We start from the raw sequence: 17330 nt of genomic DNA, 5'->3' as shown, positions 1-17330 counted from the left end.
CAAATGAGGAATAAGGAAGGATTTAAAGAAACGTCTTAAGAATACAAATAGCTAGATATAAAAAAGCCAAACACTAAGGTTTGGCTTTTAAAAAATATTATTGGAAAACTATAGCTTAAAACTCTTCGTTTTCTTCAATTTCTGGAGCGGCATCAGTCTCTGGCTTTTCTTCTGCTGGAGTCAGTAGCATTTCACGTAATTTCTTATCTAGCTCTGCTGCTACTTCAGTATTCTCACGCATGAATTTTGATGCGTTTGCTTTACCTTGACCAATCTTATCACCATTGTAGCTGTACCATGCGCCAGCTTTATCAACCAACTTATGCTTAACACCTAAGTCAATTAATTCGCCTTCACGGTTAAAACCTTGGCCATACATGATTTGAGTTTCAGCTTGTTTAAATGGTGCTGCAATTTTGTTTTTAACCACTTTAATACGAGTTTCATTACCAACAACTTCATCACCATCTTTTACTGCGCCTGTACGGCGAATATCAAGGCGAACTGATGCATAGAACTTAAGTGCATTACCACCAGTTGTTGTTTCTGGGTTACCAAACATTACACCAATCTTCATACGAATTTGGTTAATGAAGATTGCCATACAGTTTGACTGCTTTAGGTTACCCGTTAATTTACGCATTGCTTGAGAAAGCATACGAGCTTGAAGACCCATGTGGCTATCGCCCATTTCACCTTCAATTTCAGCTTTTGGTGTTAGTGCTGCAACGGAGTCAATTACCATTACATCAACAGCGCCAGAACGTGCTAACGCATCACAGATTTCTAAAGCTTGCTCACCCGTATCAGGCTGAGAAACTAATAATTCATCAATATTAACGCCAAGTTTTTTAGCGTATACAGGATCTAGAGCATGCTCAGCATCAATAAAGGCACATGTTTTACCTTCACGTTGCGCAGCTGCAATCAATTCTAGAGTCAGTGTTGTTTTACCCGAACTCTCAGGGCCAAAAATCTCAACGATACGACCCATTGGTAAACCACCAGCGCCTAGAGCAATATCAAGAGATAAAGAACCAGTAGACACAGTTTCAACATCCATTGTGCGGTTGTCGCCCAATTTCATGATTGAACCTTTACCAAATTGTTTTTCAATTTGACCTAATGCGGCGGCCAGTGCTTTTTTCTTGTTATCGTCCATTTGATTCTCCAGATTTCTAGATCACTAAATCAGTTAATGACCAGTAGTATACTGTCTATTTGTACAGTGTCTATAGCTTTACTATTTTTTTTCTGATTTTTTCTGAGCAATATCACGACACAACAAACTAACTATTTGAATTAATTAAGCTCTTCTAGGCGATTCTTGATTGTAAGAAATGCAAATTCTATCGCTTTCATTCTAACTTCACTGCGATCACCAGTAAAATATACAGTAGTTTCTTTGGTCCACTCACTTTTATCTGCAAAACCAAAACATACCGTACCTACCGGTTTATCTTTCGTCGCTCCACCAGGACCAGCAATACCACTAATTGATACCGTAATATCTGACTTACTGTTTAATAATGCACCGTCTGCCATCTCTCTTACGACTTCTTCACTAACCGCTCCATAACGTATTAAGGTATCTGCCTTTACCCCTAATGAATCTTGTTTTGCCTCATTGCTATAAGTAACAAAACCACGTTCAAACCAAGCTGAACTTCCTGCGTTTTCAGTTGCACAAAACGCAACGCCACCACCTGTGCATGATTCTGAACATGACATCATTTTGCCTTGGTCTACTAATAATTCACCCACTTTTTGTGCTAACTGTATATTTTGCGTCATATCCATTAGATTCTTCCTATCTTAGTTCGAAATTTCTCTATTCTATCTTTGATTGCCGTCTCGATTCACGTATTCTTAGCTGCAAATATATTCTTCACTTATTAGGTCTCGTTGTGGCAACAAAATCAACTGAAAAACATACCCCAATGATGCAACAGTATTTGCGTTTAAAATCTGAAAACCCTGATATCTTACTGTTCTATCGTATGGGCGATTTCTATGAACTTTTCTATGATGATGCCAAGCGTGCTTCACAGCTTCTTGAAATATCCTTAACCAAACGCGGTTCTTCTGCTGGTGAACCAATACCAATGGCAGGTATTCCTTATCATGCGGTTGAAGGCTATTTAGCCAAATTGGTTCAACAAGGCGAATCCGTTGCTATTTGTGAGCAAATCGGAGATCCAGCGACAAGTAAAGGTCCCGTTGAACGTAAAGTTGTACGTATTGTTACTCCGGGCACCGTAACAGATGAAGCTCTATTGCCAGAAAGATTTGATAACCTTATCGCTGCTATTTATCATCATAAAGGGCAGTTTGGTTATGCTACGCTAGATATCACATCAGGCCGATTCAAGGTATCTGAACCAAATACTGAAGAAGCAATGCTTGCTGAATTACAACGCACTGCACCGACAGAACTATTGTTTAGTGAAGACTTTGAACCTGTTCATCTGCTTGAAAAACGCAATGGCAATCGCCGTCGTCCAGTATGGGAATTTGAACTTGATACTGCAAAACAACAGCTAAATAATCAATTTGGTACTCGTGATTTAGTTGGCTTTGGTGTAGAGAAAGCTGAGTTTGGTCTTTGTGCTGCTGGTTGTTTGATTCAATACGTAAAAGACACGCAAAGAACCACCCTTCCGCACATTCGTTCTATTATTATGGATCATCAAGATGACTCTGTAATTTTAGATGCCGCGACTCGTCGTAATCTAGAAATCACTCAAAACCTTGCAGGTGGTTTTAACCATACCTTAGCCGAGATCTTAGATCATACTTCAACGGCTATGGGCAGCCGCTTACTTAAACGCTGGCTACATCAACCAGTAAGAACCCACGATGTATTAAACCAGCGTCTTGATGCGATTGGTGAGTTAAAAGAGAGTGGCCTATTTGCAGACATAGCACCTCAACTTAAAAACATTGGCGATGTTGAACGTATTCTTGCCCGTCTTGCTTTACGCTCAGCAAGACCGCGAGATCTTGCTCGTCTGCGTAATGCATTACAACAATTGCCAGAACTATCTCAAACCACTCAAGAATTTCAACAAAATCACCTATTAACACTTGCTGCATCAGCTCAACCTATTGACTCTATTTGTGAGCTATTAGAACGAGCAATAAAAGAAAATCCACCGGTTGTTATTCGTGATGGTGGGGTTTTAGCTGATGGTTATAACGAAGAGTTAGATCAATGGCGTGATCTGGCTAATGGTGCTACGCAATACTTAGAGAAACTAGAACAAGAAGAACGTGAGCGCCATGACATTGATACCTTAAAGGTAGGTTATAACAACGTACACGGTTTTTATATTCAAATCAGTAAAGGTCAAAGCCACAAAGCACCAGCTCACTATGTACGCCGCCAAACACTTAAAAATGCAGAGCGTTATATTATTCCTGAGCTAAAAGAGCATGAAGATAAAGTACTTAACTCAAAATCAAAAGCACTCGCAATTGAGAAGAGATTATGGGAAGAATTGTTTGATCAACTGCTTCCTCACCTAGAACAATTGCAATCAATGGCGAATGCAATTTCAGAGCTTGATGTATTAAGTAATCTTGCAGAGCGAGCCGATACCTTAAACTACTGCCGTCCAGTACTAACTAAAGAAACTGGCATTAATATTGAAGGCGGTCGTCATCCAGTTGTTGAACAAGTAATGAGTGACCCATTCATCGCTAACCCAATAAAGCTGAATCCAGATCGTAAGATGTTGATCATTACCGGTCCAAATATGGGTGGTAAATCCACTTATATGCGTCAAACGGCACTTATTGCATTAATGGCTCATGTTGGTTGTTATGTTCCTGCAGACTCTGCAAAAATTGGAACGTTAGACCGTATTTTTACTCGTATTGGTGCATCAGATGATTTGGCATCAGGTCGTTCAACCTTCATGGTTGAGATGACTGAAACGGCAAATATTCTTCACAATGCGACCAAACACAGCCTTGTCTTAATGGACGAAATTGGGCGAGGTACAAGTACTTATGATGGCTTATCTTTAGCTTGGGCAAGTGCCGAATGGTTAGCAACAAAAATCAATGCCATGACGTTATTTGCAACTCATTACTTCGAACTAACAGAGCTGCCAAATCTATTTACAGGTTTAGCTAACGTACATCTTGATGCTGTTGAACATGGAGATGAAATTGCCTTTATGCACGCGGTTCAAGAAGGTGCTGCCAATAAATCTTATGGCCTTGCTGTTGCTTCTTTAGCTGGCGTACCTAAAAGTGTAATTAAAAAAGCGAAACAAAAATTACAACATTTAGAAAGTGGACAAGTATCAGTTCCTGCAACAAGCACCACGGTAAAAGAAGAACATCAACTCTCTCTTATTCCTGAGATTAGCGAAGTAGAAGAGGCATTAGCTAACGTAAACCCTGACGATCTAACACCTCGCCAAGCACTTGAAGAGTTATATCGTTTAAAAGCGCTTTTATAAACTTAGTTCAACCCAAGAACAACCACTCTATCCAAATAAGCTTGCTTTTATGTGCTAATGCCGATCGTTTAAGGGACTTGAACGATCCTTTGCAGCCTTCATAATCGGTCTTAAATTTATTTTAAGGCCGATTTTTTATGTCTGAGTTTTCTCGTGAATTACAATTAACTGCAGAATTTCACCTTCCTGAATCTATGGATTCATTTCGGAAAAATATTCCTATTGAGTGGATTTCAGAAGCCGTTAACCAAACTGGTCGCGCCGCTATCAGAAAGCGCAGATTTCCTGCTGAACAAGCTGTTTGGTTAGTGCTTGGAATTGGCTTAATGCGTAACCGCTCCATTAGCGATGTTTGTGATAAATTAGAATTAGCCTTCCCTGATGCTAAAGGGGAGCTCCCTCCCTTGGCCACAAGTAGTATCGTAAAAGCTAGACAGCGTATTGGTTATGAACCATTACGTTACCTATTTCATACCACTGCGAGTAAATGGGAGACAGAAGAATCGCCTGATTTAGTTTGTGGACTTAAACTCATGAGCGTTGACGGGACTCAATTTAAAACCCCTGAAACTAAGGATAACCAAAAGCTAGGCTACGCGACAGGTAAGGCTACATTTCCTTCAGTTCTTGCTGTTACCCTCATGTCTACACGCACCCACCTTATTTCAGATGCTGCTTTTGGACCAATAACCAATAGTGAAATATCTTATGCACAACAATTAGTTGGCTCCGCTCCAAATAATTCATTAACTCTTTTTGACCGTGGTTTTATGTCCGCTGAACTTTTTGAATCATGGCGTAATGCAGGAAAAAATACTCATTGGTTAACTCCAATAAAAAGTAAATTTAGGTACGACGTTTTAGAAGAGTTTTCAGACTACGATAAACTGATTAAAATGCCAGTTTCGCCTGATGCAAAACAGAAATATCCTCACCTCGGAGATAGCTGGCAAGCTCGTTTAGTTTTAATACCTGAGCCGAAAGGAGAGATCAAAGGGTTTATTACTTCATTAGAGTGTCCTGTGACTTATCCATTGAAAGATATTGTTGAAATTTACTGGGAACGATGGGAAATAGAACAAGGTTATGGTGAATTAAAACAAGGTCAACTTAACAATCAAGCAGTGCTTAGAAGCTTGAAAATAGAAGGAATATATCAAGAGTTATGGGGGATTTTGATTTCTTATAACCTCGTTCGTCTAGAAATGAAAAGAATGGCCGATTTTCATAAAATGGAACCATTAAGAATAAGCTTTATTAATGCGTTAAGGCTAATCCAAGATGAGTTCCTGTGGTGTTCAGGGCGAACACCAGGAACAGTGCCCAAGAAGCTGAAAAATCTACGAGAAAGCGGAAAGCGTCTAATCCTGCCAAAGAAAAGAAAGCGAAAACCATTTCCGCGACAAGTGCTTTATAAAGCACCGCGCTACCCTTATAAAAAAAGAGCCACTAGCTGTTAAGCGAGCGGCATTAGCTTTTATGTGCAGGCTTTTTTTATATCTATCAATCATCCAACTTTAGGGTAAATACTCACTTATAAAGTTCTCATTATTTTGATTAAAATTTGACTGATCTAATAAAACGATATTTACTTAACATTATATTAACAACAAATAATAATAATCGCAGGATGCAGCCATGAATCAGCCATTTTTTGACCACAAAACCAACCCTCAACTCCCTCATGAAGCGATGCTCGAATGGGCAGAGAAAAAGCCACATGACCTATTTCTTCGTCAAATAAAAAACAGAGAATTTACAGACTATTCTTTTGCTGATGTTGTTGATAAAGCATTGCGCCTTGTGAGTGCACTGCAAGAAATGGGTATTAAACCAAAAGACAAAGTCGCACTAATATCTAAAAACTGTGCCGAATGGTTTATCACTGATCTGGCCTTAATGTTAGGGGATTTTGTGAGCGTTCCTATTTTTCCAACAGCCGGACTCGATACCATAGAGCATTGTTTAACACACAGTGAAAGTAAGGTACTTATCGTAGGTAAACTTGATAATAGTGAAGCAACACAGCAAGCAATCACTAACTTACCCAATATATTAACCATCGCCTTTGATTATGATTCGGCAGCCAAATGCCAATATCAATTTGAAATTTTGTTAGCTACTCATAACCCTTCTAATTTCAAAGCTGAGCATAATGACAATACATTAATGTCTATTGTGTACACCTCTGGTACTTCTGGTTTACCAAAAGGAGCAATGCTGACCTTTGGCGGATTCAGTCACGCTTCAAAACATTTAATTAATCACATTGGTATGCAGCAAGATGACAGGCTCTTCTCTTATCTTCCTTTAGCTCACATCACTGAGCGAGTATATATTTTAGGTTCAGCTTTCTTTGGAGGGATCCAAACCGCCTTTCCTGAATCTTTAGATACTTTTATTGATGATGTAAAAATGCATCGCCCAACTTTATTTATTTCAGTCCCACGATTATGGACGGTTTTCCAACAACGCATTCAAGATAAGTTGCCACAAAAGAAATTAGCTATTTTATTAAAAATCCCATTCGTCAGTGGATTAATAAAACGTAAGTTAGCAGATGGCTTAGGGCTTGATAAAGCACGTGTACTGGGTTGTGGTTCAGCTCCTGTATCTGCAAGTTTATTAAAATGGTATGAGAGTATAGGCCTAAACATTACCGAAGCATGGGGAATGACAGAAACGTTTGCCTATAGCACACTGAATCATCCATACCGTTCAGATAAAGTCGGTAGTGTCGGTGCAGCAGGACCTGGTGTTGAATTAAAAATTGCAGACGATGAAGAAATTTTAGTTAGAGGTGACAGCCTGTTTGCTGGTTATTATAAAAATGATGAAGCAACCGCTGAAACCTTTAATAAAGATGGATGGCTCCATACAGGTGATATTGGATCTATTGATTCTGAGGGCTTTTTAACTATCCAAGGTAGGAAAAAAGACACATTCAAAACAGCCAAAGGAAAATTCGTTGCTCCTGTACCAATTGAAAAACGCATCTTTGATTTAAGTAATCTTGAAATGATGTGTTTAATAGGCTCAGGTCTACCTGGTCCTATTTTATTAGCAGTACCTCATGCTTATCCTAATTTTGATCAAGCTCGTTATGAAAGAACCGCTCTTAAAAACCTTGAGACAATTAATGATGGTTTAGAGTCACATGAAAAGCTAAAAGGCATCTTAATGATAAAAGAGCCTTGGAGCATTGAAAATGGCATTTTAACACCGACTTTAAAGATAAAACGCCACGTACTAGAGAAAAATTACCATGAATTTGCATCTAACTGGCCTCAAGATAAAAAAATAATCTGGGAATAACCGGATAAAACCTTACACTTAACAAGCAAAAAATAGACAATAACCAAGTAAAAACGACAAAAGCCTTAAAAGTAACACTTTAAGGCTTTTGTTTTATCTAAAAGATATAATTTTTATGATTACTATTGCTTTTTACACACTAAAAACTCAAATCCAACCAAGATAAAAAACATCACACCATCTTTTATTTATAAAAATCAAAAATTAGAACCAACAATCTATTTCCTACAAAATAAAAGATAAAGCAACCGTTTAACAAAAAACATAAGCAATAAATCAAAACTAATAAACACTTATAATACAAATAGATAAATAAAAAACACTCTAAAACAAAACAAAAACCAAGATTACATTATTGACAATAATATAATTTTCTTTAGACTCTCGTCCGTTTGTCAAAAACTTGACCAAAATACATTCAATACAGACGAGGATTGCATATGTCTCACGACAATGATTACAGCTTAGGGCCTGTACCTAAGACAGCCAGAAAAGGCGTCGTTTCCTTAACTTTAGTTATGTTAGGACTCACTTTTTTCTCGGCAAGTATGTGGACAGGCGGTTCACTTGGGACCGGACTTTCTTTTAATGATTTCTTCCTCGCTGTTCTTATTGGTAATTTAATCCTCGGCATTTACACTTCTTTTCTTGGTTACATCGGCGCTTCAACTGGTCTCTCTACTCATCTCCTCGCTCGTTTTTCTTTCGGCTCTAAAGGCTCTTGGCTTCCCTCTCTACTTCTCGGTGGTACTCAAGTTGGTTGGTTTGGTGTTGGTGTTGCAATGTTCGCTATCCCAGTACAAAAAGCCACAGGCATAGATACCAACGCTCTCATTGTTATCTCTGGTCTATTAATGACCGTCACTGTTTACTTCGGTATATCTGCTCTAATGATTTTATCTATGGTTGCAGTGCCTGCAATTGCCATTTTAGGTGGATACTCGGTATTTAGTGCTGTTGATAGTATTGGTGGCATTGCTGAGCTTCAAAAAATTCAACCAGCAGAACCTATGGATTTTTCGGTTGCTCTTGCCATGGTTGTTGGTTCTTTTGTAAGTGCCGGAACCTTAACGGCTGACTTCGTTCGTTTTGGTAAAAAACCAATGGGGGCCGTTGCTATCACAATGATAGCTTTCTTTATCGGTAATTCTTTAATGTTCATCTTTGGTGCTGCTGGCGCTTCTGTTACTGGTCAGTCTGATATTTCAGAAGTAATGATTGCACAAGGGTTATTAATCCCTGCAATTATCGTATTAGGCCTAAATATTTGGACGACAAATGACAATGCGCTATACGCTTCTGGACTTGGTTTTTCAAATATTACGGGTTTACCGAGTAAATATGTTTCTATGCTAAATGGTCTAATTGGTACTGTTTGCGCACTTTGGTTATACAATAACTTTGTAGGTTGGTTAACGTTCTTATCTTTAGCGATTCCACCTATTGGTGGTGTTATCATTGCGGACTTCTTTAGTAACCGTAAACGCTACCTAAATTTTAATAACGCAGCATTCCAAACCATTAACTGGGCAGGTATTATCGCAGTAGCCATTGGTGTTGCCGCTGGTAAATTCTTACCGGGCGTTGTTCCTGTAAACGCTGTATTAGGCGGAGCGATTAGCTACCTATTACTAAACCCAATGATTAACAAAAAATCGATTTCTGAAACAGAAACAGTATAGAAGATACAGCAATGACTAATTTATTAATAAAAAACGTAGCTCTACGTGATCAAGAAGGTTTATTTCAGATCTTGATTGAAGATGGTCAATTCAAAACCATTACTAACAATGAGCAAGCACTCTCCTATTCTGGTGATATTCTTGATGCTGAAGGGGGTTTAGCCAACGCTCCATTTTGCGAACCTCATATTCATTTAGATACGACTCAAACGGCAGGTGAACCAAGCTGGAATATTTCAGGTACCTTATTTGAGGGAATTGAACGTTGGGCTGAGCGTAAAGAACTATTATCTATTGAAGATGTAAAAACACGCGCTAAACAAACATTAAAATGGCAAATTGCTAACGGTATTCAACACGTTCGTACTCACGTCGATGTGTCAGATCCGACACTGATTGCATTAAAAGCAATGCTTGAAGTAAAAGAAGAAATGAAAGAATGGGTTGATATCCAAATCGTTGCTTTTCCTCAAGAAGGCATTCTTTCTTACCCTAATGGTAAAGAATTACTTGAAGAGGCAGTACAGCTAGGCGCAGATGTTATTGGCGCTATTCCTCATTTTGAGTTTACTCGTGAATACGGTGTCGAATCTCTTCACTATATTTTTGAATTAGCGAAAAAATATGACCGTCTAATTGATGTTCACTGTGATGAAATCGATGATGAACAATCACGCTTTGTTGAAACTGTTGCCGCTCTTGCTCATAAATTCAATATGGGTGAAAAAGTAACAGCAAGTCATACAACAGCAATGCATTCATATAATGGTGCTTATGCCTCTCGCTTGTTCCGCTTACTTCGTATGTCTGGTATCAACTTTGTTGCGAATCCACTAGTTAATATCCACCTACAAGGTCGTTTTGACGATTACCCTAAGCGCCGCGGTATTACACGTGTAAAAGAGATGCTAGCAAACAATATTAACGTTTGTTTTGGCCATGACGATGTATTTGACCCATGGTATCCGTTAGGCACAGCTAACATGCTACAAGTTCTTCATATGGGGCTACATGTATGTCAAATCATGGGATACGATCAAATTAACCAAGGTCTTGATCTAATCAGCTATAAATCGGCTCGAACCCTAAATATTCAAGATAACTACGGTATCGAAGAAGGCAAACCGGGTAATCTAATTATCTTGCCTGCTGAAAATGGATTTGATGCTCTACGCCGTCAGGTTCCGGTTCGTTTCTCTATTCGTCGCGGTAAAGTAATATCAGAAACTCAACCAGCAACGACTACAATTACATTAGATAAAGCTGAGACCGTTTCATTTAAACGCTAAGTCATTATCACCTTCAGCAAAAAAGGGAGCTATCGCTCCCTTTTTTATTGTTACTATCTTCATAGTGATATACTTACTTTATATTCTTATTCAATGGCATTAATTATGACCCAACAAAATAACCCGCTACACGGTATTACATTACAGAAGTTACTTACTGAATTGGTAGAACACTATGGCTGGGAAGAGCTAAGTTATATGGTAAACATTAACTGCTTTAAGAAAGACCCAAGCATTAAATCAAGCCTTAAATTTTTACGTAAAACCGATTGGGCTCGTGAACGTGTTGAAAATATTTATCTGAAACTACAGCGCCATAAAGAAAGAAATCAATAACAAAAAAAAGCCCCGTAAGTTTGCACTTACGGGGCTTTTTAATAACTATGAAGATTTAAGTGCTAATTACTTAGCCGCTTTTTCTTCTTTAGCTTTAGCGATTACTTCTTCAGCAACGCTGTTTGGACATGGTGCGTAGTGAGAGAACTCCATAGAGAACTGACCACGACCAGAAGTCATTGTACGTAGAGTACCGATGTAACCGAACATTTCAGAAAGAGGTACATCACCCTTGATACGTACGCCAGTTAGACCAGCTTGTTGATCTTTGATCATACCACGACGACGGTTAAGGTCACCGATAACATCACCAACGTGATCTTCAGGAGTGAATACGTCAACTTTCATGATTGGTTCTAGAAGTTGAGCACCTGCTTTAGGCATAGATTGACGGAATGCGCCTTTAGCTGCGATTTCAAATGCGATTGCAGATGAATCCACTGCGTGGAAGCCACCGTCGAATAGTTCAACTTCAACGTCTAGTACTGGGAAGCCAGCTAGAGGACCAGTTTCCATCATAGATGCGAAACCTTTCTCAACTGCAGGCCAGAATTCTTTAGGTACGTTACCACCAACAACTGAAGATGAGAACGTAAAGCCTGTACCAGCTTCACCTGGTTTGATACGGTAATCGATCTTACCGAATTGACCAGAACCACCAGATTGTTTCTTATGCGTGTAGCTATCTTCAATTGCTTGAGTGATAGTTTCACGGTAAGCAACTTGTGGTTGACCAACTACTAGGTCTACACCGTAAGTACGCTTAAGGATATCAACCTTAATGTCTAGGTGAAGTTCACCCATACCTTTAAGGATTGTTTCACCTGTTTCTTCATCAGTCTCAACTTGGAAAGATGGATCTTCTGCAACCATTTTACCGATCGCGATACCCATTTTCTCAGAACCGCCTTTGTCTTTTGGAGCAACAGCGATAGAGATTACTGGAACAGGGAAGATCATTGGTTCAAGAGTACATTCGTGTTTAACATCACATAGAGTGTGACCAGTTTGTACGTTTTTCATACCAACGATAGCGATGATGTCACCAGCTTGAGCTGAAGTTAATTCGTTACGCTCATCAGCTTGCATCTCAACCATACGGCCGATACGCTCAGTTTTACCAGTTGCTGAGTTAAGAACTGTATCGCCCTTATTCAGTTTACCAGAGTAGATACGTACGAAAGTTAGAGCACCGAAACGGTCATCCATGATCTTAAATGCTAGAGCACGGAATGGTTCGTCTGCAGAAACGATAGCAACTTCGCCAGTCTCTTCACCAGTATCTTTATCAGTTAGAGGTTGAGGCTCAACTTCGTTTGGAGCTGGTAGGTAATCAACAACAGCATCTAGGATTAGTTGGATACCTTTGTTTTTGTACGCAGAACCACAGAAAGTTGGGAAGAACGCTAGGTCACGAGTACCTTTACGGATACAACGCTTAAGCTCTTCGATAGAAGGTTCTTGACCTTCCATGTACGCTTCCATTAGGTCGTCGTCTTGTTCTACAGCTGTTTCAACAAGCTCTTCACGGTAAGCTTCTACGTCATCAACCATATCAGCAGGGATATCTTGGATTTCGTAGTTTTCAGGAAGACCTGTGTCATCCCATACAAATGCTTGACGGTTTAAAACATCTACAACACCAACGAAGTCTTCTTCGCGGCCGATTGGTAGAGTCATAACTAGAGGAGTTGCGCCTAGTACTTTCTTAACTTGGTCAACAACGCTGAAGAAATCAGCACCCATACGGTCTAGTTTGTTAACGAAGATTAGACGAGATACTTCTGATTCGTTCGCGTAACGCCAGTTAGTTTCTGATTGAGGTTCAACACCACCAGAACCACAGAATACACCGATACCACCATCAAGTACTTTTAGAGAACGGTACACTTCAACTGTGAAGTCAACGTGTCCAGGAGTATCGATAACGTTTAGACGGTGATCATTCCAGAAACAGCTTACTGCTGCTGACTGGATTGTGATACCACGTTCAGCTTCTTGCTCCATGAAGTCAGTAGTAGTTGAACCATCGTGAGTGTCACCAATCTTATGGATTTTACCAGTAAGCTTAAGGATACGTTCAGTAGTTGTGGTTTTACCCGCATCAACGTGCGCGAAAATACCAATGTTTCTGTATTTAGATAAATCAGTCATCGTTTTACTCTATTAATAGGATATAAAATGCGCGCAGAGTATAACACAAACTGTCAATTGGTATATGCTTTGTTCTATTTTTGCATAGAATTTTCTACCAAAATGGTTCTAATGTGGCCTCTGCCCCTGAAAATTATAGATGAATTTCTGCATTTTCAAATAAAATAATGCAGAAATCCGAATTCAAAGCCTCAGTTAAAGTTCATCAAAAGCATCAATTGCTTCAGATAGCTTCTTAACGCCATGAATTTGCATTCCTTCTATGCCACCTTTTGGCATGTTTGCAGCAGGTACAATCGCTTTTTTGAAGCCATGCTTATATGCTTCCATTAAACGCTCTTGCCCACTTGGAACTGGGCGAATCTCACCAGCAAGACCAACTTCACCAAAGACCACTACATCCTTAGCTAATGGGCGGTCTTTAAAACTAGATAGTAGCGCCATAATAAGTGCCAAATCCGCACTGGTTTCGGCTACCTTAACGCCCCCAACCACGTTAACAAACACATCTTGATCAGCCATTTGCAAACCACCATGTTTATGTAAAACCGCTAATAGCATAGATAAACGGTTTTGATCTAAGCCAACAGAGACTCGACGAGGATTTGAAAGTTGAGAGTAATCGACTAAAGCTTGTATCTCTACAAGTAACGGTCGTGTTCCTTCCCACACAACCATCACTGAGCTACCAGAGGTTTCCTCTTCTCCACGAGATAAGAAAATGGCTGATGGGTTATTTACTTCTTTTAAGCCTTGGCCTGTCATAGCAAAAACCCCAAGCTCATTAACAGCTCCAAAACGGTTTTTATGACTACGAAGCGTTCTAAAGCGACTATCTGCACTACCGTCAAGTAACACAGAACAGTCAATAATATGTTCCAATACTTTAGGACCAGCTAAAGTACCATCTTTGGTTACGTGACCCACTAAGAAAATAGCTACATTATTTTGCTTAGCATATCGAGTTAAAGCGGTTGCTGACTCACGAACCTGCGCAACGCTGCCCGGTGATGATTGCACGTCTGCAACATGCATTACTTGAATAGAGTCAATAACCATTATTTTTGGCTGTTCTTTCTCTGCAACCTGACAAATCTTGTCTATATTGGTTTCAGATAACATTTTCAAATTATCTTTTGGCAAACCAAGACGAGAAGCTCGCATTGCTACCTGCTGTAACGATTCTTCACCAGTAACATATAATGTTGGCATTTCAGCAGCCAAACGACACATGGTTTGCAAAAGTAAAGTAGATTTACCAGCGCCTGGATTACCACCAATCAAAATTGCAGCCCCAGGAACAATGCCACCACCGAGAACACGGTCAAACTCTTTAAACGAACTACTGAATCGAGGAACTTCTTGTAAATCAATACTCGATAGAGTTTGAACTTCAGAGTCTGTAGTGGAACCTGCATAACCACCAGATAAACGTTCATTACGAGCAACTTGTGGAGAAGCAGCCAAACGAACCTCTGTAATCGTGTTCCATGCCCCACAAGCATTACACTGTCCTTGCCAACGAGGGAAGTCTGCCCCACAATCATTACAAACGTAGGCGCGTTTTGCTTTTGCCATATATCACCGACATATAAATCAAATAAAAGTGATGGGTTATAACTATTTAACGTATCATTGTTAAATAAACGAGCAATTCTGCCGATAAACCCACTAGATTGTTATTACTGTACCAGAAATCATGCAGCAAGAAGAATATCAAAGCTACGTAGAACAACTTATTCCCGTATTTGGTGAACCTGATTTTAATCTGGTTTGCGAACAAGTTATGTCTCATGAACATCCATCTGTGCATTTAATTGTAAAAATTGAATTAAAACGCATCATGGCACCTTGCACCAAACATATTGATTTACGAGGTCGAGTAAAAGGCCAGTGTCACCAATATGAACTGGATGGATACACTCATTGGCTTGATGATGTTGCAATTAATACCTATCACAAAAGTATTGAGCGCTTCGGTAGCTATACTGTTGGTGTATGGGAAGCATTAACCAATACACGTAATAACTTCCGTGTTCTTCATAAAAATAAAGAACAATTAACAGCGACTGATGATAAAGACGAAAGCAATCTATTCAAAGCCAAATTAATTCGATTTGGGCACTATCTAACCCGTAGTGAAAACCGTCTGCGCATGTCAACACAAGTCACAGTACTGCTACCTAATGGAAATTTAATCCATGGTACAAGTAGCGATCTTTCTTCTTCTGGTGCTCGAATTAAAGTGCCTACTGCTTTTGAATATGGTTTAGGACAAATCATACAAGTTAGCTTCCCTAACCTTGCAAAAGATACGGGTATAAAAGAACTCAACGGCGACTTCCCTTACCGTATTCTTGGTATTCATGACAGTGAAGAAAGTGATAGTTATCGATGGTTACGATTAAAAATGGAATCAAACCACGATGTTATTGCTCAAGCTATTGAAGAAAAACTAAATAAAAATAAACGACGCACTGTACATGATCAAAAAGATCAAATAGTTCGAGCTCGTACACAGGGCTATGAGCACTGTTTTTTAAAACATACTACTAATATCCCTCTTTTCTTTTCTGGGGATACCTTGAAGTATGCCGTTATTACGGATCACAATGAATCACTTTGGAAGCACTGGCACGATGAAAAAAATCAGCCTGTAATTCATCATTTATTTAAATCAGAGCGTATGCAGTTTTTAACCAAGCCAGGGTTAAGAGCCAGTCGTACTCATTTTTATAGCTTTAAACACGATCATGAAGATAAAGAACTCTTCTACTCCATGATGTCATCAGAAGCCACTCAACAAGAACGCCAACTCTTTTGGCATGTGGGAGCCAAAAGAAAAAGCTGGAAAGTCATTCGTCTTTCTCTTTTCGAATTAGAAAAAGGTGACAAAGAACGCTTATTAACCGTCGCTCCTGAAATGGAAAAAGTACTGGCTACTTTAACGCATATGGGGATCTTAACTGAACTCAGTTTACCTGATACTCAGAAAGATTACTTATTAACAGAAAAGCCAAGCCTTGAAGCAAAGGTGCTAAATCCATACCGCCATTCTTTAGTGCCAATGGCTCAAGATCCTGCGTTATATTACGATTCCACTCCTCGTAGAACTGAACCAAGATTTAATTACGAAACCTTAATTACTCTTACTCATCCTACAATTGGTGAAATCAAAGGAAGAACTCAAGATATTTCAATCAATGGTTTGTCGATACTGCTCGATAAACCCGCTTTACTAACCAAAAAATCTGACGTAAAAATAACGTTTAATGAACTGCAAAGTCTTGATAAAAATACACCATTAAGCCGTATTACTTATCGAGTATTAAAAGTAAATTCAAATGGATTGAATCTTCAGCTACAAATTGAAGACAGTTTACAAACTCAAAAAAGCAAAGCCTTCTTAAGTCGTTTAATACAGCACAACATAGAAAGACTTCCTGTTGATTATGAACAGCTTCCATCGATTGATATGCTGAAAATAATGCATCAATTATTACTAAATAAACTAACAACAACGCCTTTCTTTATTGAAAAGGATAACCATAAAATTAAAACGCGTTGTATTGGGGTTAACTTCCCTTTAAATCGATTAAATAAAATCTGGCTACAATTAGGTAATGAGCAACATTTAAATTTAGAGCCTATTTTTAAATCGAGAGTACAACAATTGTTAGTGAATCCATTGAAAACACCGGCTAATCAACGATCTCACCACCATGAAATCTATATTGCTGTTGTTATTAAAGATGGAAAAATAAAATCAGTGTTCACTCGCATGCTGCAAGAGTTTTCATCATACAATGATCGTTTAACTTTTATCAAAAAAGCAAAAGAACACGGCGAGTTTTTAGCAATACGCGTAACCACGACAGCAGTAAAAAATGCACTTTCCACCACCTCTGAAGTGGAATTAAGCCAGTTAGCTCAATACGCTATCCATTACGCAAGAGCATTAGAAGATGAATTATCAAGCATTGTGGGTTGTGGTGAAATCGCTGACATAACGGATGAAGTCTTAATTCGACTTGAGTTAGGGTAGTTCTTTCAGTCTATTCTAACGAAAAAATGGACTTCAT

Annotated in this window: 11 protein-coding genes; 7 read left to right on the top strand and 4 right to left on the bottom strand. The window is 39.0% G+C overall.

Going from position 1 to position 17330, the window contains the following annotated elements:
* Window positions 1–115 precede the first annotated feature (115 nt).
* Together recA and AVFI_RS02700 are read right to left on the bottom strand one after the other, a co-directional pair.
* Window positions 116–1162, bottom strand: coding sequence for a recombinase RecA (recA, locus tag AVFI_RS02705; protein WP_005417772.1), 1047 nt, complete (start codon window positions 1160–1162; stop codon window positions 116–118).
* A 140-nt stretch (window positions 1163–1302) separates the two neighbouring features.
* Complete coding sequence (locus tag AVFI_RS02700; RefSeq protein ID WP_012533441.1) at window positions 1303–1800, bottom strand: CinA family protein; 498 nt, start codon at window positions 1798–1800, stop codon at window positions 1303–1305.
* A 107-nt stretch (window positions 1801–1907) separates the two neighbouring features.
* Between AVFI_RS02700 and mutS the strand changes: the two genes are divergently transcribed.
* From mutS to AVFI_RS02670, 6 genes are all read left to right on the top strand, one after another.
* Window positions 1908–4472 (top strand): DNA mismatch repair protein MutS, encoded by a 2565-nt coding sequence (mutS, locus tag AVFI_RS02695; protein WP_188863938.1) that lies wholly within the window; start codon window positions 1908–1910, stop codon window positions 4470–4472.
* A gap of 137 nt (window positions 4473–4609) precedes the next feature.
* Entirely contained in the window at window positions 4610–5932 is a 1323-nt protein-coding gene (locus AVFI_RS02690; RefSeq protein WP_199414946.1) for an IS4 family transposase, read from the top strand.
* Window positions 5933–6110: 178 nt separating this feature from the next.
* Window positions 6111–7787, top strand: a complete 1677-nt coding sequence (locus AVFI_RS02685) for an AMP-binding protein (RefSeq protein ID WP_188863834.1) — start codon at window positions 6111–6113, stop codon at window positions 7785–7787.
* 440 nt (window positions 7788–8227) lie between these two features.
* Window positions 8228–9469 (top strand): cytosine permease, encoded by a 1242-nt coding sequence (gene codB, locus AVFI_RS02680; protein ID WP_065604960.1) that lies wholly within the window; start codon window positions 8228–8230, stop codon window positions 9467–9469.
* Between the two features lie 11 nt (window positions 9470–9480).
* Window positions 9481–10758 (top strand): cytosine deaminase, encoded by a 1278-nt coding sequence (locus AVFI_RS02675; protein WP_017019735.1) that lies wholly within the window; start codon window positions 9481–9483, stop codon window positions 10756–10758.
* Between the two features lie 105 nt (window positions 10759–10863).
* Complete coding sequence (locus AVFI_RS02670) at window positions 10864–11094, top strand: VF530 family protein (RefSeq protein WP_005417766.1); 231 nt, start codon at window positions 10864–10866, stop codon at window positions 11092–11094.
* Window positions 11095–11160: 66 nt separating this feature from the next.
* Here the strand turns inward: AVFI_RS02670 and fusA are convergent, their stop codons facing one another.
* Complete coding sequence (gene fusA / locus AVFI_RS02665; protein ID WP_005417763.1) at window positions 11161–13248, bottom strand: elongation factor G; 2088 nt, start codon at window positions 13246–13248, stop codon at window positions 11161–11163.
* Between the two features lie 195 nt (window positions 13249–13443).
* The gene (gene radA / locus AVFI_RS02660) at window positions 13444–14826 is read right to left on the bottom strand and encodes a DNA repair protein RadA (RefSeq protein WP_005417762.1); all 1383 of its coding nucleotides are present in this window, start codon (window positions 14824–14826) and stop codon (window positions 13444–13446) included.
* 121 nt (window positions 14827–14947) lie between these two features.
* On the opposite strand from radA, the gene AVFI_RS02655 reads away from it, so the two are divergent.
* Window positions 14948–17293, top strand: a complete 2346-nt coding sequence (locus AVFI_RS02655) for a PilZ domain-containing protein (protein WP_188863832.1) — start codon at window positions 14948–14950, stop codon at window positions 17291–17293.
* The last annotated feature ends 37 nt before the right edge of the window (window positions 17294–17330 follow it).

Source organism: Aliivibrio fischeri ATCC 7744 = JCM 18803 = DSM 507 (assembly GCF_023983475.1).
In the GTDB taxonomy this organism is placed as follows: Bacteria; Pseudomonadota; Gammaproteobacteria; order Enterobacterales; family Vibrionaceae; genus Aliivibrio; species Aliivibrio fischeri.
This window is presented reverse-complemented; position numbering and strand designations above follow the sequence as displayed.

What these genes read in the sequence shown, in the direction of transcription:
- recA (WP_005417772.1), bottom strand. Translation starts at nt 1,162, where the DNA reads ATGGACGATAACAAGAAAAAAGCACTGGCCGCCGCATTAGGTCAAATT.
- AVFI_RS02700 (WP_012533441.1), bottom strand. Translation starts at nt 1,800, where the DNA reads ATGGATATGACGCAAAATATACAGTTAGCACAAAAAGTGGGTGAATTA.
- AVFI_RS02690 (WP_199414946.1), top strand. Translation starts at nt 4,610, where the DNA reads ATGTCTGAGTTTTCTCGTGAATTACAATTAACTGCAGAATTTCACCTT.
- AVFI_RS02685 (WP_188863834.1), top strand. Translation starts at nt 6,111, where the DNA reads ATGAATCAGCCATTTTTTGACCACAAAACCAACCCTCAACTCCCTCAT.
- codB (WP_065604960.1), top strand. Translation starts at nt 8,228, where the DNA reads ATGTCTCACGACAATGATTACAGCTTAGGGCCTGTACCTAAGACAGCC.
- AVFI_RS02675 (WP_017019735.1), top strand. Translation starts at nt 9,481, where the DNA reads ATGACTAATTTATTAATAAAAAACGTAGCTCTACGTGATCAAGAAGGT.
- AVFI_RS02670 (WP_005417766.1), top strand. Translation starts at nt 10,864, where the DNA reads ATGACCCAACAAAATAACCCGCTACACGGTATTACATTACAGAAGTTA.
- fusA (WP_005417763.1), bottom strand. Translation starts at nt 13,248, where the DNA reads ATGACTGATTTATCTAAATACAGAAACATTGGTATTTTCGCGCACGTT.
- radA (WP_005417762.1), bottom strand. Translation starts at nt 14,826, where the DNA reads ATGGCAAAAGCAAAACGCGCCTACGTTTGTAATGATTGTGGGGCAGAC.
- AVFI_RS02655 (WP_188863832.1), top strand. Translation starts at nt 14,948, where the DNA reads ATGCAGCAAGAAGAATATCAAAGCTACGTAGAACAACTTATTCCCGTA.